The organism is Rothia sp. HMSC071F11, assembly GCF_001809115.1.
Lineage (GTDB): Bacteria > Actinomycetota > Actinomycetes > Actinomycetales > Micrococcaceae > Rothia > Rothia dentocariosa.
In genome coordinates, this window is record NZ_KV795741.1 from 158,648 (window position 1) to 179,543 (window position 20,896).

At 57.4% G+C, this 20,896-nt stretch carries 18 protein-coding genes; 11 read left to right on the forward strand and 7 right to left on the reverse strand.

Annotated features, from left to right (window positions below; genetic code table 11):
- The first annotated feature begins 51 nt into the window (after positions 1-51).
- Positions 52-3,879 (forward strand): DEAD/DEAH box helicase, encoded by a 3,828-nt coding sequence (locus tag HMPREF2554_RS03760; protein ID WP_013397555.1) that lies wholly within the window; start codon positions 52-54, stop codon positions 3,877-3,879.
- A 46-nt stretch (positions 3,880-3,925) separates the two neighbouring features.
- Complete coding sequence (locus tag HMPREF2554_RS03765; protein WP_013397554.1) at positions 3,926-4,201, forward strand: hypothetical protein; 276 nt, start codon at positions 3,926-3,928, stop codon at positions 4,199-4,201.
- Positions 4,202-4,237: 36 nt separating this feature from the next.
- Here the strand turns inward: HMPREF2554_RS03765 and HMPREF2554_RS03770 are convergent, their stop codons facing one another.
- Entirely contained in the window at positions 4,238-4,444 is a 207-nt protein-coding gene (locus HMPREF2554_RS03770; protein ID WP_004005195.1) for an FmdB family zinc ribbon protein, read from the reverse strand.
- A gap of 151 nt (positions 4,445-4,595) precedes the next feature.
- Entirely contained in the window at positions 4,596-5,279 is a 684-nt protein-coding gene (locus HMPREF2554_RS03775) for a 5-formyltetrahydrofolate cyclo-ligase (RefSeq protein ID WP_013397553.1), read from the reverse strand.
- 188 nt (positions 5,280-5,467) lie between these two features.
- On the opposite strand from HMPREF2554_RS03775, the gene galU reads away from it, so the two are divergent.
- The 7 genes from galU (at position 5,468) to HMPREF2554_RS03810 (ending at position 13,842) form a co-directional block, all read left to right on the forward strand.
- Positions 5,468-6,373: a UTP--glucose-1-phosphate uridylyltransferase GalU gene (galU, locus tag HMPREF2554_RS03780; protein WP_041321840.1), complete on the forward strand. Its 906-nt coding sequence runs from the start codon at positions 5,468-5,470 to the stop codon at positions 6,371-6,373.
- Between the two features lie 282 nt (positions 6,374-6,655).
- Positions 6,656-8,959 carry a hypothetical protein gene (locus HMPREF2554_RS03785; RefSeq protein ID WP_013397551.1) on the forward strand — a complete coding sequence of 768 codons (2,304 nt, stop codon included), beginning with the start codon at positions 6,656-6,658 and terminating at the stop codon, positions 8,957-8,959.
- Positions 8,960-9,450: 491 nt separating this feature from the next.
- The gene (locus HMPREF2554_RS03790; protein WP_013397550.1) at positions 9,451-9,921 is read left to right on the forward strand and encodes a DedA family protein; all 471 of its coding nucleotides are present in this window, start codon (positions 9,451-9,453) and stop codon (positions 9,919-9,921) included.
- A 66-nt stretch (positions 9,922-9,987) separates the two neighbouring features.
- Entirely contained in the window at positions 9,988-10,977 is a 990-nt protein-coding gene (locus HMPREF2554_RS03795) for a LysR substrate-binding domain-containing protein (RefSeq protein WP_013397549.1), read from the forward strand.
- A gap of 30 nt (positions 10,978-11,007) precedes the next feature.
- On the forward strand, positions 11,008-11,499 hold the full coding sequence (locus HMPREF2554_RS03800; protein ID WP_004005189.1) for an NUDIX hydrolase: 492 nt from the start codon (positions 11,008-11,010) through the stop codon (positions 11,497-11,499).
- Positions 11,499-12,611, forward strand: a complete 1,113-nt coding sequence (locus tag HMPREF2554_RS03805) for a glycine betaine ABC transporter substrate-binding protein (protein WP_239652910.1) — start codon at positions 11,499-11,501, stop codon at positions 12,609-12,611. The genes HMPREF2554_RS03800 and HMPREF2554_RS03805 overlap by 1 nt, the downstream gene beginning before the upstream one ends.
- A gap of 7 nt (positions 12,612-12,618) precedes the next feature.
- Entirely contained in the window at positions 12,619-13,842 is a 1,224-nt protein-coding gene (locus HMPREF2554_RS03810) for a pyridoxal phosphate-dependent aminotransferase (protein WP_013397547.1), read from the forward strand.
- A gap of 113 nt (positions 13,843-13,955) precedes the next feature.
- On the opposite strand, the gene HMPREF2554_RS03815 is transcribed toward HMPREF2554_RS03810, so the two are convergent.
- Together HMPREF2554_RS03815 and xseA are read right to left on the reverse strand one after the other, a co-directional pair.
- A complete protein-coding gene (locus HMPREF2554_RS03815) occupies positions 13,956-14,237 on the reverse strand; it encodes an exodeoxyribonuclease VII small subunit (RefSeq protein ID WP_004005186.1) in 282 nt (93 codons plus the stop codon).
- 22 nt (positions 14,238-14,259) lie between these two features.
- Positions 14,260-15,570: an exodeoxyribonuclease VII large subunit gene (xseA, locus tag HMPREF2554_RS03820; RefSeq protein ID WP_041321839.1), complete on the reverse strand. Its 1,311-nt coding sequence runs from the start codon at positions 15,568-15,570 to the stop codon at positions 14,260-14,262.
- A 128-nt stretch (positions 15,571-15,698) separates the two neighbouring features.
- On the opposite strand from xseA, the gene HMPREF2554_RS03825 reads away from it, so the two are divergent.
- Both HMPREF2554_RS03825 and HMPREF2554_RS03830 read left to right on the forward strand, forming a co-directional pair.
- Positions 15,699-16,943 carry an MFS transporter gene (locus HMPREF2554_RS03825; protein ID WP_070554057.1) on the forward strand — a complete coding sequence of 415 codons (1,245 nt, stop codon included), beginning with the start codon at positions 15,699-15,701 and terminating at the stop codon, positions 16,941-16,943.
- A gap of 27 nt (positions 16,944-16,970) precedes the next feature.
- Positions 16,971-18,056 carry a 4-hydroxy-3-methylbut-2-enyl diphosphate reductase gene (locus tag HMPREF2554_RS03830; protein WP_070554059.1) on the forward strand — a complete coding sequence of 362 codons (1,086 nt, stop codon included), beginning with the start codon at positions 16,971-16,973 and terminating at the stop codon, positions 18,054-18,056.
- Between the two features lie 114 nt (positions 18,057-18,170).
- Here HMPREF2554_RS03830 and HMPREF2554_RS03835 read toward each other — a convergent pair whose 3' ends face one another.
- The 3 genes from HMPREF2554_RS03835 to HMPREF2554_RS03845 form a co-directional block, all read right to left on the reverse strand.
- Entirely contained in the window at positions 18,171-18,803 is a 633-nt protein-coding gene (locus tag HMPREF2554_RS03835) for a response regulator transcription factor (RefSeq protein WP_070554060.1), read from the reverse strand.
- Positions 18,796-20,022 carry a sensor histidine kinase gene (locus tag HMPREF2554_RS03840; RefSeq protein WP_070554062.1) on the reverse strand — a complete coding sequence of 409 codons (1,227 nt, stop codon included), beginning with the start codon at positions 20,020-20,022 and terminating at the stop codon, positions 18,796-18,798. Before HMPREF2554_RS03840 ends, HMPREF2554_RS03835 begins: the two co-directional genes overlap by 8 nt.
- A gap of 112 nt (positions 20,023-20,134) precedes the next feature.
- A complete protein-coding gene (locus HMPREF2554_RS03845; RefSeq protein ID WP_070554064.1) occupies positions 20,135-20,896 on the reverse strand; it encodes an ABC transporter permease in 762 nt (253 codons plus the stop codon).

Sequence of the window (20,896 nt, forward strand, 5' to 3'; positions counted from 1 at the left end):
ATGTAAGATTATCCCCACACTCACCACGAATCATCCAAGGACGAGCACACTGTGAACGAAACCCCGGATACACTGGAGAACACCGCTGCTAAGGAACCCCGCAGCGCCGAATTCCAGCCGGAATACCTGGATCCCAGCTCTCCCGCCTTCGACCCCTCGGGGGGTCTTGAACGCTGGGCGCAGCAGATGGACGTGTATACCGGGCCGGATGCGATGCTCGACTTCAACCAGGTCGATTACGTACACATCAATCTCAGTGACGCTAACCCTTCCGGGCTTGCGCAGCTGTTGGCCGGACGCAAAACACGTCTTTCCACCCTGATTCGCGATAAGTCTCTGCTGGGACATGAGATGCGTGCCGCGCGTACCCTGCGCACCAAAATTTATGAGCTCTCGACCGGGCACGGGCTCGATGCCGGGTATTTTGTGGCGGGCACCGCATCATGGTTATCGCATGCGATGCGCGATGATGCCAAAGCCTCTGAAAAACGGTTTATCGCGCCAATTCTGATGGCGCCGCTGAACCTGACACCGCATCCGACAAGCGATGATTTTGAGCTGCAGCTAGCTGGTTCTGCACGCCTGAACCCCGCTATGGTGCGCCAAATCAAACAGGAATATGAGATCGACCTGGGCACTATGGATGTTGCGCAGCTCGCCAACTCAATGTCACGCCTGGACCCTGAACCCGTGATCGAGCGGATGCGTGCCTCCGCCGGGCGTATTCCAGGGATGACCATAGAATCAAAGTATTTTATCTCAACCTTTGCAGATCTGAAGGAAAGCATGGGGGAGCTGCCGCACACTGCGCATACCCCGCTCGTGCGCGATCTTGCGGCGCTCAAAGTTCCCGGTGCGCAGCCGCGCGAGATGAACGCGCACAACCTGCAGCAGCCCCTCAACCAGCGCGATCCCGCCCAAGAAACGCTGCTGTTCGACGCAGACCCCGTGGCGCAGAATATTATTGATACCGCCGCCAGCGGATTTTCGATGACTGTGACAGCCGCACCCGGAACAGAACCGTTACGCACCGCCGTAAATATCGCCTCAACCCTGATGGGGCGCGGAAAGTCGGTTCTGGTCGTGGGAGAAAAACGTTCGACCCTCGCATCCTTTAGCGAGCTTCTGGGACGCACCGGGCTTAACGATCTGCGCTACGATCTGCTGGCAGAACACACTGCCGAAGATCAGCGAACCGAGTTTATTCGCGCTATCGTGCGTAACGAGAATACCGCAGAGCCTAATTCCACAAACCTTAATCGTGAGCTGATCGAAACCCGCACGGCGCTCACAGATCACACTCATGCACTGACGGCGCGCGACCCACTGTGGCATATTTCTATCAGTGAAGCCTTGCAGCGAGTAGCCGAACTCGCCTCTGAGGAGAGCGCGCCGCAGACCCAGGTGCGTTTTAGCCGTCAGCTGCTTGATACCCTGCAAGACCGTGAAGCCATTACCGCCGATATTGTGCGTTTTGCGGAACTGAACGGGTTTACACGCGCAACCCGCACTTCGCCCTGGCATCGTGCCCGTCTGCTTAACGAAGACGAGGCGGCGGATGCCTATGCCCTCGTCATTACCCTGCGTTCCTCGCTTCTTTCCCTGCGCGAGGCGATGAACGCCATGAACGCGAGCCTGCATCTGCGCCGGGCACGTACTATAGCCGATTGGGATGCGCAGCTTGCTATTCTGATTCGCATTCGGGAAACTCTCAAGCGCTTCCGGGCAGAGGTGTACGACCGTCCGGTGACCGACCTGATTGCGGCTACCGCATCCGGCTCATGGCGACGGGAAAACCGTATCGACATGAGCAGTATGCAGCGTTCGCGCCTGCGTCGAGCGGCAAAAGAGTATATTTTGCCGGGAGTGCATATTGGCGATCTGCATGAACATCTCAAAGTTGTGCAGACCGAGCGCGCCGAGTGGATTCGGCTTCTTGATTCGCCCAGCACCCCGAAGATTCCCGAGAACCTGGATGCTTTGGCGAACGCCCTGCACTCGCTGGGCTCAGAGCTTTCGGGGCTTGAGATCATACTCCCTGATACCGCCGAAGGCGTCGACTTTGTGCATACGGATCTTGACCAGCTCGAAGCCCGCCTGGATGCTCTGCTCAACGACCGCGAAGTGCTCATGAGCTTACCCGAACGTGACGTACTCTTAGGGCGGCTCACGAATGCGGGTCTGAGCGATTTTCTGGACGAGCTGGGTGAGCGTGAGGCAAACGCATCCGAGGTGACATCGGAACTCGAACTTGCGTGGTGGCAGTCCGCGCTTGAAGAGCTTCTGGAGCAGCACGCCGAAAAAATTCTTGACGGCGACGAGCTGCGCGATATTGAGGCTCGGTTCCGCCGCGCGGACTACGCCCATATGTCGAGCGCCCAGGCGCGTTTGTTAGCGCATACGGCACGGTTGTGGACGGAACGTATCGAAGAATTCCACGAGCAGGCTTCGTATCTGAAGAGTCAGCTGCGCGGCCGTGAGTTTGATCTCGAGTCGCTTCTGGTGAATGCCCCGGTCATGGCGCGTACTTTGCTGCCGCTGTGGACTGCCAGTCCGTTTTCGCTGGCGCGCCGGGTTCCCATGTCGATGCGTTTTGATGCGGTTATCCTGCTAGATGCTGAGTCCACCCCGCTGGCGGCTAACCTTCCAGCGATTACGCGCGCGGATCAGGTAATCGCCGTGGGCGATCCTCATGCCGGGTTCCCTGCGCCGTTTATTGTTTCGGCGCCAACTTCGGGTGCACCAGCATCGGATTCTCACCGGTTGGAGAGCACTTTTGGGGCGCTTTCACGTCTGCTTCCGAACCGCACGCTCTCGCTCGTGCATCGTCCCTTTGACCGCGTGCTTTTCGACTACCTGAATCGGGAATTCTATGGGTCTCACCTGCGCGAAATTCCGGTGAGCCCGGCATCCCGCAAGCCCGTGAGCACGCTGAGTATTGAGTATATTGATACGCGCGGGAAGGTGAGCGATAACGCGAACCTGGAATCCCCGAGCGTTGAAGTGGACCGTGTAACCCGTTTGGTGCTTGAGCACGCCTACCGCCGCCCCGAACGTTCTTTGGCGGTGGTGACGGCGAGCCCGAAGCATGCCCAGCGGATTGCCGGGGCGGTGCGCCAAGCCTTGAATACGTACCCGCAGCTTGCCGAGTTTTTCAAGCCCGGTACCGAGTCTTTCCGGGTGGTGGATGTAAACCGTGCGGGGTCGCTGGAACGCGATACCATCATTTTCTCGCTGGGTGTGGGGCGTGCCCGGCTGGGGCAGAGCTCCCATAATCTGGGGCTGCTATCGGGCCCGCACGGTCGTGAAGGCTTCGTAGTGGGACTCACTCGTGCACGGCGGGCCACGCATATTGTTAGCTGCGTGAGTCCAACCGATATGAATGCGCAGAAACTCCACGAGGGTGCGCTGGATCTATACCGGTTGATGCTCGCCTATGAGGAGAACCAGCAGCAGATTGCGGCGCAGACTCCACGCGAGGACGTTCTTGCGTCTAACGCCTGGCTAGAGACTGAGGACGAGCCAACCGACCCGGTAACGCAGGACTGGCTGCTTAACGATGCAGTAGCACGCCTGCGCGAACGCGGCGTTCGGGTGCGGCCCGGCGAAGACGAGATAGCCTTTATCGCGCTGGCACCGCAACAGCTCATTCATACCGAATCTGAACAGGAGAGCGCACAGCGGATGCCGCTCATGGTGGGGTCGGATGTGCTGTTTGATTACACGACCGAGAGCGTGCGTGAGCATACTCGCCTGGTTCCTGAAAGGTTGAGCCGCACGGGCTGGAACTACGTAACCCTTAACACCTTGGAGGTTTTCGCCGATCCCGAGGCAGTGGTGGCGCGTATCCTACGGTATTTGGGTATATATGCAGACTAGGCGCTTCTGCACCCTCCCGGCAGCGCAGAGCTGAAAGGACGAACCTATGGGTGAGTATTCTCCAACACCGAAACCGCGCAGAGGCCATCGACGCGCCAGCGGGGGAGGCGCATTAGCAGGGGACGAGCCGCGCATTGCGGGCGTGAACGCACCGCTTCACGCACATACGCCAACGCCTGCACGCAAAGAGATCTCCGGGAAGTCAGCCGCGAATCGAGGAAACCTACGGCATGCCCGCGGCTCGGCGCAGGAACATTTAACCCCCGAAGAACGTGCCCGTCTAGAGTGGATGCGCGAACAAAAACCCCCGCACTGGGGCTAGTGCCGCAGTACAGGGAGGGAACGATTCTTCGTGTGACTACTCTGCTTGAGATGAGCTTGAGCTGGAACCTTTATCGGTGCTGTAGAACCCGGATCCTTTGAAGACGACGCCCACGGTGTTGAAGCGTTTGCGAAGTGTGTCTTCACCGCATTGCGGGCAGGTGCGCAGGGCGTCCTCGCTGAACGACTGGCGTTTCTCGAAAGCGTGCCCACAGTTTTTGCACTGGTAAACGTAGACCGGCATGGTTCTCCTGAATGACAGATCCTAGGGCAGACGCGAGCGCGGCGGCTGCCGTGTGTTGCGTATAGAGTGTACCGCGAACCTCACCCGGTTTCGACTTGGGTGGCGTGCCGCGCGGGGCTTAGCGCAGGCAGAATGTTCTTAAGTTCTCGGTCTAGAGCGTGGAATCGCCGAGGGGCTCTATGCCGTTCTCGGTCAGCACGCGGGGGAGCACGGCATCCCATTCATCGTAGGGAATGCTTTCGAGCACTTCATGGGAAAACACCACGCCTACGGTGCTCTCACGCAGTTTATCTGCCGAAAGGGCAGGGATGATGCGGTCATAGTAGCCTCCGCCCTGCCCTAGACGGCGGCCGTTGCGTGCATAGGCGAGCGCCGGAACTAGCCGCAGGTCGGCGGCAACAAAAGCCTGGGTGTCATACTCTTCGCCTTCGGGTTCGGCAATGCCCAAGCCGTTGAGCGGATGCTCCACGTGTGGGTCCCAGACAACCCAGGCGAGGGTGCGTGCCGGGCGTACTACGGGCACCAGGATGCGGTGCCCGCGCGCGTGCAGGTCGTGAAGCGCTGCGGTGATAGGCGGTTCGGAGGCGGTGGGCAGGTACGCCGCGATAGTTTGCGCCTGCGCGTCCTTGGGGATCAGCGAAAGAATATGGTCGCGGTATTGCTGTTTCATCTGCTCGTGTTCCGCCGCTGTGCGGGCGTTTTTGACGATCAGGCGTTGCGGGCGAATTTGGGAGCGCAGTATCTGCTTGTCGAGGGCGGTATCTTCGGGAGTTTTGCTGTGGGGCGCATCGTTGCTCTCGTGCGGGGCGGATACGGTGCTGGGCTCGGGTTTCATGGTTCTCCTGGGTGAGTGCGTTCACCATTGCGATAATGTTGTGCAGCGAGTGCGATGCTCGACGATATCTTATAGTGCCTAACCTGCAAAGGTGCAGCGGGGTATTTTTTAAATTCTTGCACGAAGGTACGTGTCAAATTGTAGTATTACAGGCTGTGAAAGAGGGTGCATGAGTTATGCTTATTGGTATGACTAAAGTATCTAAGTCTGTCACTAAGGCTGTTATTCCGGCGGCTGGTCTGGGGACCAGGTTCTTGCCCGCAACGAAGGCGACTCCTAAGGAAATGCTTCCGGTCGTTGATCGCCCCGCAATTCAGTACGTGGTAGAAGAGGCAATCCGCGCCGGCCTGAACGATGTTCTTATGATTACCGGCCGTAACAAGCGTGCGCTTGAAGACCATTTTGACCGTGTTCCGGTCCTAGAAAGTCAGCTGGCCGAGCAGGGTAAAGACGCCCTTCTGAAAGCTGTTGAAGCAACGAATGAGTTGGGTGAACTGCACTATGTGCGCCAGGGCGACCCTAAAGGTCTGGGCCATGCAGTTTTGCGCGGCAAGGTACATGTAGGGGATGAACCCTTCGCGGTTTTGCTGGGCGATGACCTGATCGACGAAAAAGAGGATTTGCTCTCGCGAATGGTCGAGGTTCAGCAGGCTACCGGCGGTTCCGTGATCGCTCTTATGGAGGTTCCCCACGAGTCTATCTCAGCCTACGGTGCCGCTGCTATCGAGGCGGTTGAAGGTCAGGACGGCTACGTGAAGGTCACCGGTCTTGTTGAGAAGCCCGCCCCCGAGGAAGCACCCTCGAACTATGCGGTGATTGGTCGCTACGTGCTCAGCTCGAAGGTATTCGAGGTGCTGGAAAACACGGCTCCGGGTCGCGGCAACGAAATTCAGCTGACCGATGCACTGCAGACTTTGGCAGTCGGCACCGGCGAAGGTGAGGGCGTATACGGTGTGGTCTTCAAGGGGCGCCGCTTCGATACGGGGGATAAGCTCTCGTATCTGAAGGCAAACGTTATTCTTGCTTCCGAACGCGAAGATCTCGGCCCTGAACTTCGTGAATGGCTGAAAGAATTTGCCGATAAGAACTGCTAATCACTCTTTGCATAATCTCTAGTCCTATCAGGGGCGATAGTTCGGTTTTATGACCTGCTGTCGCCCCTGATTCATTTACATAATGTTCGACTGTGTTCGATAGTATTTATACATGCACGGGAAATGTGCTGAGCGCATATTTTCTAGAAGAGCCCTGAATATTCCAGGTTTCTTTGGTATATTTTCGCACGGTATACGTAGATGAATGCGAACACTGTCCTGTACTAGGTAAGATGAAAAGTCCTAGGTTTTATAAATGTTAGCTTGAAGGGATAGATACACATGACGATTTTGAGCACGTCGGGTGTTCTCGTAGTTTTAGCGGTCGTCATGCTGTTGTGGTTTATACCGCGGAATATGCGTCGTGCATCCGCCGCAGACACCCCCGAACAGACGGTTGTAAACCCACATTCCATGACTGATGATGTTCTGACCTCGCATTCCATTCTTTTTTCTGAGGAGTCCGCAGTGCCCGGTTCTGACCCCAAGAAATCCAACGCCGCGAGCGGAAACGTGCCCCCGCTCAGTGAAGAAGAGACGAGCGCCGCGCTCTCCGATCTGCGCGAAGCCTCGCCGGTCGAACCTTTTACCAGCCCTGTGCCCGTTTTAGAACAGAAACCTTGGTTGCCGGAACGCCTGCATCGCCTAGGAACCCTGCGCCTGACCCTGCTCGGTATCGGCGCGCTGGTGGCACTTATTCTGATTTTCTCGCTGATTCTCTCCCTCATGGGGTGGCTGCCGTGGAGCGCCCCCACGGTTTCCTTCGTGGCGCTCGCGGGGATCGGCGGTGCCCTCTACTACCTGGGGCAGCCCAAGGATGGGCACGAAGAACCTGATGCGGCGTATCCCGAAACCTCCGGACATAATGCGCTGCCCATCGAGGGTGAGGCTACCGAAGAGGAATTCGCGCAGGATGAGGCACACGAGCTAGACGTCGAGGAACCTGAAGAAACCTCACCGAGTCGTTCTTCCAAGGCCAGCAGGTGGGGTTCGCTACGCTGGAACTCGGGGCGTGCATCCCGCAAATCTACGCTGGAGGAAGAGTCTTCAGAACAGGGTGTTCCCGCAGACCATGCGCCACAGATCGGTGCCGATGAATTCGCAGCAGAGCCTCACGAGCTGAGCGAAGAGCCGGTGCATGAGGAATACGTCGAATACGCTGAATCGTACTCAGCTGAGGATGCGCAGCAGCACTTTTCCGGTACTTCGCACGCCCGCAGGCTTCCGGCGCAGTTGCACCCTAAGTACCCTCCGCAGCAGGCCCCCGAACCCGTTCTGTACGACGATGACCAGGGTGCAAGCCACGAAGCTTCATACGAGCAAGCTCCTTCCGCACACGCGTTTTCAGCATCGGCGGCGGAGGAGGCTCCCGCACAGGATGTTTTTGTGCAGCCGAAGAACCTGCACCGCGCGCCCGCACCCCAGCCCGAGGCGCAGCGGCACGAGACCCGTTTTGTCGGGTCTGCATCTGCTCAGGGGCAGACCCCGCGCCGTCCGGCACGCATTCCGGGAACGCATCTGCGCCCGCTGGAACGCACGAGTGAACTTTTCGATCAGGAAGTTCAGACCACTCCAACCGGGCAAATCCCGGTGACTCCCGCACCCGGAAATACTGTGAATGCTCCACAACGCGAAGGTGCTGCGCCTAGGAACGGATTCTTAGAATCGGCTCCCGCGAATACAAACCAGACTCAGGGGTATTCCGCGCCCTCTGGTATGAGTAATACTTCTGCTCAGGATGCGGCGTTTGGCTCCGGCATGCAGGATCGCGCGGATGACTCTGCACATTCCGCGCCGTATCGTAGTGCAGCACATAATCCATACCTTGCGCAGCCGCAGAATACCGCGCAAAATCCGTATGCTGCGCCAGCTCAGGGCTACGGTACGCACCAGGGCCAGGGTGTGGGGCAACATCAGCAGGGTATGCAGCAAAACCAAAACGCAGGTCAGAACCGGCAGGCGGCTCAGACAGGCTTAGGACAGCAGAGCCTCGGCGAACAGCAGGGATACGGTCAGCGCAGCTTTGCACCGCAAAACCAGAAGCACCAGACCTCCACGGCTCAGCATACGAACGCTCAGAATTCCGGGCCTGGATTTGCGCCTTCGCGCTCTGTAGCGGAGGAGAAGAATCTTCCTCCTGCAGGGTTCACCCCGCAGGGAGCTATCCGCCCCATGAACCAGGAACCTCCGCGGTCGCAGCGTCCGATGGGAACCACCACAGGCTCAGGTGCGCAGAATTCACGCTTCCAGCAAGGACCGGCGACCGGTTCTGTTCCGGTAGGAGGCGGGTCTGGGTTTACGAATACGAGCCAATTCGATGTTCCGGTTCCACTTGATCTCGACGATTCTGAGTTCGAGCCTCTCGATATTATTCCGGTCGTGGATGAACCCGGCGAGCGTTCGGGCTCCTCCTCGAACGCATCCGCGTCCTATAAGCGGGGGAACATGCCGGGGACAGGAGCATCTTTCACCGGGGTATCACAGAAAACATGGACCCCCACCCAGCTTCCGAAGCCGCTGAGTTCTTTGCATCAGAAGAAGCCCAATGGAAGTGATGGCGGCCCGAATAACGGAGAGCAGAAGTAGCGGTTCGCTGGATCTCTAGATTAATTTCTGCAACAGAGTAAAAAGGCTCCCCATACATCTGGGGAGCCTTTTTACGTGCCTTGGGAAAAGAATGAAGCGAGTAATTCAGTAAGGATGCTTTTGCATAGGGAAAGGAGGAGGTTCCATCTGGAACCTCCTCCTTCGCATCACACACAGGAAGAAAAGTCTTCAAAACCGTATCTAGGAGGCCTTCCCACAAGGCGTATCCTATTTGGTAATAAAAATATAACCTAATTTCGAGGTGTCTGCCAACCGCAAATCCTGGAAAAATAGCGACACTCTGTCAGTATATTTAGGGTTACCTAACCGAAAACCCCGTGTTTACGGGGATAGACCCCAAATAATAGGGTGCAGAAAAAAATTTAAATTTTTTTGATTGCGGGACCATGTGCACTACGTAGAACCTCAAAGCAACATATGTACACCCTCAGCTGATGAGTACCATACCCAAAACATGAGAGAATGAGGGGGTGAAAGAATGGTTTGCGGCTCTGCCTCTCGAACTTGCTGTCGTCATCATGTGGGGCATCGGTATTTTGCGCACCAGCATCGTCTACGCCCTGGGCTACCTTGCCGCCACGGGAAGCGCGCGCCTAGAGCGCATCCGTAACGCCATGCAGACCCCGCTCTACACACGAGCCACCGCCATGATCAACCGGTGGGGAGCCTACGCCGTGCCGCTGTGTTTTCTGACGGTCGGACTGCAGACCGCCGTCATCATTACCACGGGGTTCACGAAAATGCCGATGCGCCGCTGGCTGCCCGGCATGCTTCTGGGCACCCTGATATGGGCGATTATCTACGTCACTATCGGGTTTGCCCTCCTCGCCGCCTTCGGATTTGAGCCGTGGATGGTGCCACTCATCTTTGTCGCGCTTATTCTGATCAGCCTGACAGCCTCAAAGATTCGCACCTATATCGCTGATAAGCGGCAGTCTTAGCCCGTTTTTACCCTATATTCCACGGATACACCCCGCGTATCCCGCCCGCTGTGCTAGCGTGGTGGCATGAGTGAAAACAGCACCAACGCACGGGCAGAGGAAAAAGCAAGAGCCGACGAGCTTCCGCACCATATCGCAAATCTTCTCTACACTCCGCAGGCCCTACCAGCCCAGGTGCTTGAACGCTCTGAGTTGCGCATTGCATATGTGCCGGGAATTATGCCCGGAAAATGGTTCACCCGCTGGCATGAGCGTTACGGCGACCGCGCGCCCCTGGCTGAAATTCCGGTGGGGGAGGGGTTGGGAATTCAGGCCCTTACCATAGAGCTTTCCACCTCCCAAAGCGCAGAACCGCTTGCACACATGGCGATTGTGCGCCCCAACCACGAACCGCGCAGCAGAGACACAGACGAGTACCACAGCATCAGGCTGTATGAGGAAATACCCGTGCTGATCATGCCCAGCGACCACGTGCTCACAGTGCTTGACGAGGTGAGCTTTGAAGACCTCGCCGAAGAATTTCTGCTTCACGACCCCGCCGATTACCCCGCCTGGGCTGAAGCCTCCAACACATGGCGCGCCGAAAACCCAAGGTTCCTGCCCGAATTTACCGGCGATCGTGAGGCTCTTGAGCTCGTTGCCGCAGGAATTGGCCTGTACATTGCACCCATGTCCGTGGCGCGATTCTACCATCGCAAAGACCTTACCTATCGCCCGATGCGCGGCCTTGAACCCTACCCGGTGACCCTCACCTGGAGGCGGGCACCGGTGGCGCATCCGCGTCCCGAAAGAGAAGAAACTCTGATCCAGGACTTTATCGGTATTGTGCGCGGGCGAACCGCATCCAGCGAGCGAGGAAGTGAGACGAAGCAGAGCCGCGCTAAGCGCATTGCTGATGAGAAAGCAAAGACGAAAGCGAAAAACCGTGCCGCCAATGCCCGCCGTGAGGCTCGTGATCGGAAGAAATCGAACGCCAAAAAGAGCGGAAACCTCCGAGAATATGCCCGTCACAACGCTCAAGCCGTCCGTGCGCGGCGTGCAGGAAAGAAACGCTAAAGCGGTAAACTTAACATCATGGCATTGGTAATGGAAACCCGTCCCGCAGCCTACGCGGTCATTATCGAGCAGGGCAAACTGCTCATGACCCGCTGGGTGCCCGAGGATCGCGCCCAAAGTCCGCTCTGGTCGCTGCCCGGCGGAGGCATGGAACCGGGCGAGCAGGCCGACGAAACCGCCCTGCGAGAAACCCTCGAAGAAACTGGGTACAGCGTTGCCATCGAAGATATTTTGGGCGTGCACGCCGGGCATTTTCCCGCGCGTAACGGGCTCTCCGACAGTACGCTGCCGTTCTGCGCCCTGCGCATCGTCTACCGCGCCCACGTGGTCACCGGCGAGCTGCGCGCCGAAGAGAACGGTTCTTCCGACAGCGCCTGCTGGGTGCCTATCGCTGAACTCGATACCCTGCGCTACGGCACCCTCATCGACGAGGTCGCATCCATGATGGGCTTTCAAAATGCCGCCGCTTGGTCGCGTGAATACCAAGAATTTCTTGCCGACGAGAACGCGAGGAAAATCTAGTGCATTACCCAAACCGCCCCGCGCCTACCCGCCGCACCATGATAAGCGCCTTAGCCCTAGCTCCGCTTCTTGCCGCCTGCTCGTCAGAGGACGATAAACCGAAAGTGGATCCTTCAGCATCAAGCTACGGAACCCTGCGCGTGGGCATCGGTGCCCTGCGCGAGATGCGGGCGGTCGCATACCTGTACGCTCAGGCGCTTCGCAACGTGGGATATAACGTTGAAGTCGTCACCAACGAAGACAGCCGCAGCAAATTTCTGGATGCGCTCAAACAGACCGAAGCGAACACCCCCGAACCAGACACGCTTGACCTTGTTATTGATTACAGCGGCGATTTGCTGCTGCATCTTACGAACGACGGCAAACTTAGCCCCGCACAAATTCAGGCGGAACGCCAGGCTGCCAGTGCCAGCGCATCTGCGGCGAGTGCCGGGGTCACACTACCGCCCACCCCCACCAACACGCCTTCGCATGATGCGTCCGCCTCCGAAGGTGCAACCGCAAGCCCCAGCGGGGCCATTAACGCGCGCGCACTGAATATTACCGATACTGTTGCCGCTATTAACCGTGTGCTCCCCGAACACCTGGAACTTCTAGACGTTGCTAATGCCCAAAACCGCGATGTTCTCGTGACCACTCGCCAGAACGAAGTGCAGCATAAACTTCGTAGCCTCGCCAACCTTGCGGATGTAAAAGCTACCCTAAGTTTTGCTCTCACCAGCGGATACACCAGCAGCAACTACGGCGTTGCAAGCCTCAAAACCGTCTACAAATACACGGTCGAAAACCCTATTCTCAACGAAAATTCGGCAGAACGGGTGAGTATGCTCAGCAAAGACACCGCGCAGGTGGTCCTTTTGCACAGCGCAGACCCGGCGATTGAGGATAACCGCTTCACAACTCTCGAAGACCCACAGACTACGCAGCTGAACCAACAACTTCTTCCGATTGCGCGTCGTAACCTGCCAGATAGTGCACGCGAAGCTATAAACCGCGTATCATCTACATTAGATACGGGAAACCTATCGTTCTTGCTTCGTCTTACGAGCGGTACTAACCCCATCGCTGACGACGAGGCCGCGAAATTCTTATTAGAGCATCCAAGGAAGTAATGTAACTATGACGAAGTACCGTCAGTCCTCAAAGCTGAACAACGTCCTCTACGATATTCGCGGACCTATTCTCGAAGAAGCCAACCGCATGGAAGCGCTTGGCCACCGCATCCTCAAACTCAATATTGGTAACCCCGCTCCCTTCGGATTTGAAGCGCCGGATGCGATCATGATGGATATCATCCGCCACCTGCCTGTCACACAGGGTTATTCCGATTCCCACGGCCTGTACTCGGCGCGTACCGCCATCGTGCAGTACTACCAGAATCGCGGGATTCTCGACCTTGACACCAACGATATATATCTGGGCAACGGCGTTTCGGAACTGATCCCTATGACCCTGCAGGCGCTATGCGAACCGGGCGATGAAATTCTGGTTCCGATGCCCGACTACCCGCTGTGGACCGCCTCCACCACGCTCGCAGGCGGCAACCCCGTGCATTACCTGTGCGACGAAGAGAACAACTGGTACCCGGATATTGAAGACATTAAGTCGAAGATTACTGAGCGCACCAGGGGCATTGTGGTTATTAACCCCAACAACCCCACCGGTGCCGTGTACTCCCGCGAGATTCTGCAGCAGATTGCTGATGTGGCGCGCGAACATGAGCTCGTGGTCTTTGCCGACGAAATCTACGAGAAGATCACCTACGAAGGCGCCGAGGCTATCAACATGGCCACCATCACCGGTGATGATGTGCTCTGCATGACCTTCTCGGGGCTTTCCAAAGCATACCGCGTCTGCGGTTACCGCGCCGGATGGCTCGCCATTACCGGGCCAAAAGAGGACGCTAAAAACTATATCGAGGGCATTACCCTGCTTGCGTCGATGCGCTTGTGTTCCAACGTGCCCGCCCAGCATGCAATTCAGACCGCACTCGGCGGCTACCAGTCCATTGACGAACTCGTTGCCCCCGGCGGGCGTCTCTACGAGCAGCGCACCCTGGCGTATCGTATGCTCAACGAAATCGACGGCATTACCTGTGAACAGGCCGATGGCGCGCTCTACCTGTTCCCCAAAATTGATACCGAAAAGTTCAACATCAAGAGCGACGAACAGTTCATGCTTGACCTGCTCAAAGATCAGAAAATTCTCTTCAGCCACGGCAGCGCCTTCAACTGGCATAAGCCCGACCACTTCCGCCTGGTTTTCCTGCCGGATGTGCAGACCCTCAAGAGCGCGCTTGAGCGGCTGGGTAACTTCATGGCGGATTACAAACAAAAGAATTAGCGGGGTTTGCTAGGCGGTTTTCCCGCGCTAGTTCGCGCCCATTCCTACTGCTCTTGATGTGTTATCAAACGGATTTTTTCACGCCTGGTAACGCATCAAGAGCTTTTTACGCCTTAGTCTTCGGACTCGGAGCCCTCAGACTCAGCTTCTTCACCCGTTGCATCCTGAGTGTTACGCACCGCGTGCAGGCGTTCCCGGGCGCCTTCAAGCCAGGCTTCACACCGGGAAGCTAACGCCTCACCGCGTTCCCACAGGGCTATCGAAGACTCCAAATTTGAGGTGCCAGATTCTAGCTGCCGCACCACATTCTCAAGCTCGGAGCGCGCCTGCTCATAGCTTAGGGTCTCGACGGGAGCACCCAGCTCTTCCGTATGAAAACTAATATTCTCAGACAATGTTGTACCTTCCACCAGAGAGTTATAAATCAAGATTTGAGTCGTAGGTTTTGACCACACTGACCTCGGCGCCGCCCACCGCTGCGCGCATCGTCAGCTTGTCATGAGCCGATAGAGCCGTGGCATCACGCACCAGATCACCATCGGCACGCTGCACAATCGTGTACCCGCGCTTGAGCGTTTCTACGGGCGAGAGTGCCCGCACCCGCGCAATCGTATGCGAAATCGCGTCCCGTTCGCGCGCCACACGGTACTCCACCGAACGGGCGGCTCGCTCCCGCAGCCGAAAAATATCCTCACTGCGCCACCCTAAATCCGTCTCCGGCTGGGTCAGCACCGGGCGCTCATGCAGCTGCCGAATATACTGCTCCTGATAGTTCAGGTAGCCCAAAACCGCGCGGTCGGCACGCGCTCGCGCCTCACGAATAACCGCCAGCTCCTCGGCGACATCAGGCACAATACGCTTACCCGCATCGGTGGGGGTAGAGGCGCGAACATCCGCGACGGCATCCAGAATTGGGCTGTCTGCCTCATGCCCAATTGCCGAAACGACCGGAGTCTGCGCCGCCGCCACGGCACGTACCAGAGCCTCATCAGAGAACGAGAGCAGATCCTCAAACGAACCGCCTCCGCGGGCAATCACAATCACATCAACCTCAGGATGCGCATCCAACTCACTCAGCGCCGCCATCACCTCGCTCGCCGAGCCTTCGCCCTGCACTTTCACGTTCCGTACCTCAAACTGCACTCCGGGCCAGCGCAGCGAAGCATTGCGAATCACGTCTTTTTCGGCATCGGAATCACGCCCGGTAATCAGTCCTACACGATGCGGCAGCAACGGGAGCGGCTTCTTGCGAGCATCCGCAAACAGCCCCTCAGCGGCCAGCTTTTCACGTAGTATTTGCAGCTGTTCGTGCAGGTTACCCGTGCCCACCGCATAGATACGCCGCCCAATCAGGGAGAGCCGACCGTTCTTCCACAGGCTGGGCTTCGCTAAGGTCACCACCCGCGCGCCAACCTTCACATCCGAACCCAGGCCGCGCCCCGCCTGACCGAACAGGGCGAGCGTAAACGAAAAATCTTCCTGCAGATCCTTCAGCTCGATAAAAACGTTCCCGCCGCGCCCGTTGAGGGAAGCAACCTGCGCCTCAACCCACAGCTGCGGAACCTTATCGATATAGTTCTTCATATTCTGAGCCAAAAGCGCCAGAGGCCAAGGATTCTGCGGTGTAGTCTCCTGCGACTTTGCAGGAAGCTGCCGCTCAGCCGCAGGCGGCACAATCGGGGGAGCCGAGTGCGGGTATTCATGGTGCGCTGCCGAAAAATCAGTCATAACCCCATTCTCTCCCACAGCCTGCGATTTTGCCCATCTTTCGGTCATGTGCGTACTCTTCACGTCACAGTTTCCGCTGAGGGCACACTCATTCAACCTTTTCTGCCGAACCCGGTAATCTGTAACCTATGGGTGCACATGACGACCCCCAACCCCACGAACCCAAGCGCACGATCAAACTTGAGGTTCCAGAGGACTCACCAGACACCACCCGCGTATTGCCCGAACCTCCGCGCGATGACTACCGGGTTATCTCCAGCGAACCGCATGATCTTGAGGGCGCGGATGAAACCACCACGCTCTTATCTGCCCCCGAGATAAACCAGCAGACGCGAGTGCTCAACGAGTCCTTTGATGCGCTGCGCCCGCACAGCGAAACCCCGGAACCGACGGGTGCTCCCGTAGCCAACCTGGCGAATCAGAAACCGCAGCGGCATGTGCTAGAACCCACCAGCGTCTCAAAGCTGCGGTACGCTCTGGCGATTCTTGCTGCATCCTTGAGTATTCTGTGCGCGCTAACGGGTTCGGTTGCCAGCTGGGTCAATCAAAACCTCATCAGCCAATCCGGGTTCAACCAGCTCAGCACCCAGCTGGTGGAAGACCAAGACTTTCAAAAACGAATTGCCGATGCCGCTGTCACCGATGTTATGAACTCTGATGCGGTCAAGCGAGTCTTCCCCGAATCCGGCAATAACTTTCTCACACAGATTCTGAGCACAAGCCGCGGCGAGGTGAAAAAACGCCTGAGCGAGAATGCACAGAGGCTCACTGGAACCTCCGAATACCGCACCATGTGGCGGCAGGTTGCGGCGGATACGCACACCTACAACCTGGCGCATCCTGATGATCCAGCCGCGCTCGACATCAGCGCCTTCTATCGTGAGCTTGATGCGCGTGTGGGCAGCATCGGCATATACGACCCCGATATTTCATCCTGGGGGAAACACCTGATATCTATCGACCGTGACGGAAACCCCGTGCAGCATGCGGTGCAGCGGATGCAGTGGGTTGGAAGTATGTCCGGGGCACTGATCGTAGCAAGTATTATCGGTCTGGTGATCGCCCTGATTCTGCTTCCGCGCGGACGCTTTGTGCTTCTGACCTGTACGTTCTTGATTCTTGCGGCGGGCTTGTGGATTCTGAGTGCGGTCATGGCGCAGCAAACCCCGCAGACACTTGGGCTCAGTACCGACAGCACGGTGGGAACTGTTTTCTTGGACGGTCTGGTGAATACGGCGCGCCCCATGCTGACAGGTCATCTGAATTCGCTCGCAAGTTACAGTGCATGGGCGGCCGTGGTCTCGCTTCTGGGCGGTATTCTTGCCAAACTCATTGCGCTCACTGCGAGCGGCACCACAGTACGCACACACTAGAGGAACAAACAACGTAGGATAGTAGTCATGTCCACTGAAACCATTTCCCTCGGTCTGCCGCCGCTGCCGCGCACCCGCCGAAGCCGCGCCGATATTGAGGCTGCAACCCCCGTCACGAGTGCCAAAAAGGTACTGCTGGCCACCCCACGCGGATACTGCGCCGGCGTTGATCGTGCCGTGATCGCCGTTGAGAAGGCTCTCGAACACTACGGTGCCCCGGTGTACGTGCGCAAACAGATTGTGCACAACCGTCACGTGGTGGAAACTCTCGAACAGCAGGGTGCCATTTTTGTGGATGAAGTGGACGAAGTACCCGAAGGGTCCGTAACCGTATTTTCGGCGCACGGAGTTTCCCCGGCGGTTGTATCTGCCGCGGGGGAGAGGCAGCTGAACACGATTGATGCGACCTGCCCGCTGGTGAATAAAGTGCACCGTGAGGCTGTTCGCTTCGCAAAACAGGACTACGATATTCTGCTCATTGGGCATACGGGGCACGAAGAAGTCGAAGGTACCGCCGGTGAAGCACCCGAACATATTCAGATCGTGAATTCGCCTGACGAAGTGGACTCGGTTACCGTGCGCGACCCCGAGAAGGTCGTCTGGATTTCACAGACCACCCTCTCCGTGGACGAAACCCTAGAAACCGTGGCGCGGCTGCGCGAACGGTTCCCCTCCCTTCAAGACCCACCTTCAGACGATATTTGCTACGCAACCTCAAACCGTCAGGGTGCTATCAAAGAGATCGCCCCGCAGTCAGATTTAGTGATCGTGGTCGGGTCTGCGAACTCTTCAAACTCTGTGCGACTTAAGGAAGTCGCGCTAGAGTACGGTGCCAAACGCGCCGAACGTGTGGACTTTGCACATCAGGTGGATGAATCCTGGTTTGAGGGTGTGGCGACCGTAGGGCTGACTTCTGGCGCATCGGTGCCCGAGGTGCTGGTGCAGGAGGTACTGACGCTGCTGGCTGAATACGGGTACGAGAACATCGAAGAGGTAGAAACCGCGAAGGAAGACATTCTCTTCTCCCTGCCCAAAGAGCTGCGCGCCGCCCTGAAAAATGACGAAAACACAGGTCGTCAGCTGGGAGGCCGCGGGGCAAAACCCACGCGATAGTTCGCGCCTTACACGAACTTACAATTCCGGGAGCGTTTTCTTCATTCGGGAGCACTTTAACTGCTCCCGAATGAAGAAAACGCTCCCGGATTAGCGGTACAACCGCAGGAAGCCCTAAAGCCAACCGTTATCGGCGGCTATACGTATTGCCTCCTGCCGGTTCGAGGCGTTAAGCTTCGCCATCGCAGAAGACAGATGATTACGCACCGTACCGGGGGAGAGGAACAGCTGCTCACCAATAGCGCGCGCCGTAGCACCATGACCGGCAACCCGCAGAATTTCGGTCTCACGCTCGGTCAGCGGAGACTCCCCATACGCCAAAGACTCTGCCGCCAGCGCCGGATCCACCACATGCATACCCGCATGAACACGCCGAATACCCTCCGCCAGCTGGGATGCGCTTGTATCCTTCACCATAAACCCGCTCGCCCCGGCGGAGAGAGCACGCCGCAGGTACCCCGGTCTGCCGAAGGTCGTCACAATGAGCGAACGTACCGGCTCGCCGGTGAGCGTCACCAGCTTCGCATCCCGAATCGCAGCTGCCACATCAATACCGCTGGAGAGATCAGAACCGGGCATCTCGATATCGAGAAGCACCACATCCGGGTGATACCGGTTGATCGCGGGAAGAACCTCATCGCCGCCGCCAACCTGCGCGACCACCTCAATATCGTGCTCAAGCCCCAACAGCGCGGCCAGCGCCTCACGCACAAGCTGCTGGTCATCGGCGAGCATAATCTTAATCATCTGTATCTCCCGAAGGCTCAATCTCGGCGGTATTACCGTCCATACTAACCCGAACCCGCGTGCCCCGAACGTCCGCCGCCCCAGAACCGGCAGGATGCGCCCGCAGCCAGTGCGCCGGAGCATCCTCAACAATAAGGGTTCCGCCCGCAGACTCCACACGACTCTTCATGCCCTTGATACCACTTCCAGCGGCGTACTCGGCAGGAATACCCACCCCATTATCAAGAACTTCAAGCCCGGTATTACTCAACCGCACCTCACAGAACCCAGCCTGCGAATGCCGCACAATATTCGTTACAGCCTCACGCAGCACCCACGAAAAAAGCGAAGAATTCACCCCAACCACTGAGAGAGCACGTTCCGCATCGGGCAGTTTCGCGGCGATCGACGCCGTCTGCAAGGCACGCGCCGACGCCTGAATCTCGCCCGAAAAATCCGGGATGCGCAGCCGCGTGACCGTCGAACGAACCTCCGCCAGCGAAGACCGAGAAAGCTGGGCGATAGCTTCAAGCTCCGCATCGGCACGGTCAGGGTCAGCATGCAGAAGTTTACGCGCCAAATCGGCCTTAAGCGTGATCACGGTCAGAGAATGCCCGAGCACGTCATGTACATCGCGGGCGATGCGCTCGCGCTCGCTGACCATGTCAAGCTTGGCCTGGGTTTTGTCGGCGTTTTTACTCAGCTGGATTAGGTAGGAGAACGCCATAATCCCGATCATAGGGATTCCCAGCGATAAGGTTAGACGGGATTTATCCGCAAAATTGATAGGAAACCCGTCAGAGAACATATAAATTATCCAGGAAACCGCCGCTATGGCGAAGGCACCGCGAATCCGCGTGCTGTAGGGAATGTCCTCGGTAAAAGTCCACAGTGCCACAAAATAGATGGTGAACCCGATGAGTACATCTGCCGGTGGAATGGCGGCTATCAGCATTACGCCACATACGGGCACGAGGAGAAGGATCGTCCAGAGAAGCAACCGCCTGAAATATGATGACGCCGGAAGAATCCAGGGAACCGTATACGCGGCAACATCTATGATCGAAAAAACGGCCAGGCAGATAATGACGTACACATGCTTCCACACCGGAGCGTTAGGCTCTAAAAGGCCGTCGTAGATGTACCCCAGATATACGAGCCAAGGTGCGGAGAATCCTAGGCTAATCCAGTCGATAGTGCGGTTTTCAGGTGTTTTATTGCGGGGTTTTAGCGGTGTCATATGCTCCTCCTGGACTCTAGTATAAAGACGACTTTGTGCGTAGCGCAGAGGGCGCATCCGGCGGTATGAATACCGGATGCGCCCAATACCTAGCAGCCGTTGTCGTGAAGATTTAGCGCCGCGTGGTTCGCCGCATAAGGAGCATGGTCGCCAGAATGAACAGCGCGCCCCAGGCTGCGAAGTTAACAACGCCGTACCAGAGTGGTTCGATCATGTTCCAGTCGGGGCCGCTGCCGTTGATAATCGTGAGCCCTTGAGTGAAGGGATAGCGGGAGATTTCGGCGGCACCGTACAGCGGAGTGAACCGGGCGTAGGGCATAAGGTCTTTGGTGAGCGGGGCAAAGAGCGTGCCGAAGAACGAGAACACCACCAAAACGCCGTTGGCAATACCTACTGCGCTTTCGCTGGGTACCAGAAGCCCGATGGCCAGCCCGAAGAACCCGAAGACCATAGCGCATAGTATGCTAAGCGCGGCGCAGGCGATCTGCTGATTCAGCGGCATATCGATTCCGGTAAGGCGGGCAGCAATGTTCACTGCTATGACGGGTACCGCCGCCATAACGAACGCCACACAGCATTTGGAAAACAGATATTTACCGGTATTCATGGGGGTGAGGGCTAGCTGCCTGCCCCATCCGGCCACGTTTTCGACCACGGTCAGGCCGCTGACCGATACGGTGCTGCTGATAGCGCCGTAGAGTGCCATGCCGATCATGACATAGGCGGAGGCGTTACCGTCTGCGACTTTGACCTTTGCGTAGTCTTGCAGGGCCCCGAAGAGCATATAGAGCCCCACCGGCAGGATGATCGTGTAAAACACGGAAGACGGCGACAATACCGACCGGCGAATTTCGTAGAGTGTGTAACGTAGCAT

What these genes read in the sequence shown, in the direction of transcription:
- HMPREF2554_RS03825 (WP_070554057.1), top strand. Translation starts at nt 15,699, where the DNA reads ATGGGTGCACATGACGACCCCCAACCCCACGAACCCAAGCGCACGATC.
- HMPREF2554_RS03795 (WP_013397549.1), top strand. Translation starts at nt 9,988, where the DNA reads ATGAGTGAAAACAGCACCAACGCACGGGCAGAGGAAAAAGCAAGAGCC.
- HMPREF2554_RS03775 (WP_013397553.1), bottom strand. Translation starts at nt 5,279, where the DNA reads ATGAAACCCGAGCCCAGCACCGTATCCGCCCCGCACGAGAGCAACGAT.
- HMPREF2554_RS03845 (WP_070554064.1), bottom strand. Translation starts at nt 20,896, where the DNA reads ATGCTACGTTACACACTCTACGAAATTCGCCGGTCGGTATTGTCGCCG.
- HMPREF2554_RS03835 (WP_070554060.1), bottom strand. Translation starts at nt 18,803, where the DNA reads ATGATTAAGATTATGCTCGCCGATGACCAGCAGCTTGTGCGTGAGGCG.
- HMPREF2554_RS03830 (WP_070554059.1), top strand. Translation starts at nt 16,971, where the DNA reads ATGTCCACTGAAACCATTTCCCTCGGTCTGCCGCCGCTGCCGCGCACC.
- HMPREF2554_RS03785 (WP_013397551.1), top strand. Translation starts at nt 6,656, where the DNA reads ATGACGATTTTGAGCACGTCGGGTGTTCTCGTAGTTTTAGCGGTCGTC.
- HMPREF2554_RS03770 (WP_004005195.1), bottom strand. Translation starts at nt 4,444, where the DNA reads ATGCCGGTCTACGTTTACCAGTGCAAAAACTGTGGGCACGCTTTCGAG.
- HMPREF2554_RS03765 (WP_013397554.1), top strand. Translation starts at nt 3,926, where the DNA reads ATGGGTGAGTATTCTCCAACACCGAAACCGCGCAGAGGCCATCGACGC.
- HMPREF2554_RS03840 (WP_070554062.1), bottom strand. Translation starts at nt 20,022, where the DNA reads ATGACACCGCTAAAACCCCGCAATAAAACACCTGAAAACCGCACTATC.
- HMPREF2554_RS03810 (WP_013397547.1), top strand. Translation starts at nt 12,619, where the DNA reads ATGACGAAGTACCGTCAGTCCTCAAAGCTGAACAACGTCCTCTACGAT.
- xseA (WP_041321839.1), bottom strand. Translation starts at nt 15,570, where the DNA reads ATGACTGATTTTTCGGCAGCGCACCATGAATACCCGCACTCGGCTCCC.
- HMPREF2554_RS03800 (WP_004005189.1), top strand. Translation starts at nt 11,008, where the DNA reads ATGGAAACCCGTCCCGCAGCCTACGCGGTCATTATCGAGCAGGGCAAA.
- galU (WP_041321840.1), top strand. Translation starts at nt 5,468, where the DNA reads ATGACTAAAGTATCTAAGTCTGTCACTAAGGCTGTTATTCCGGCGGCT.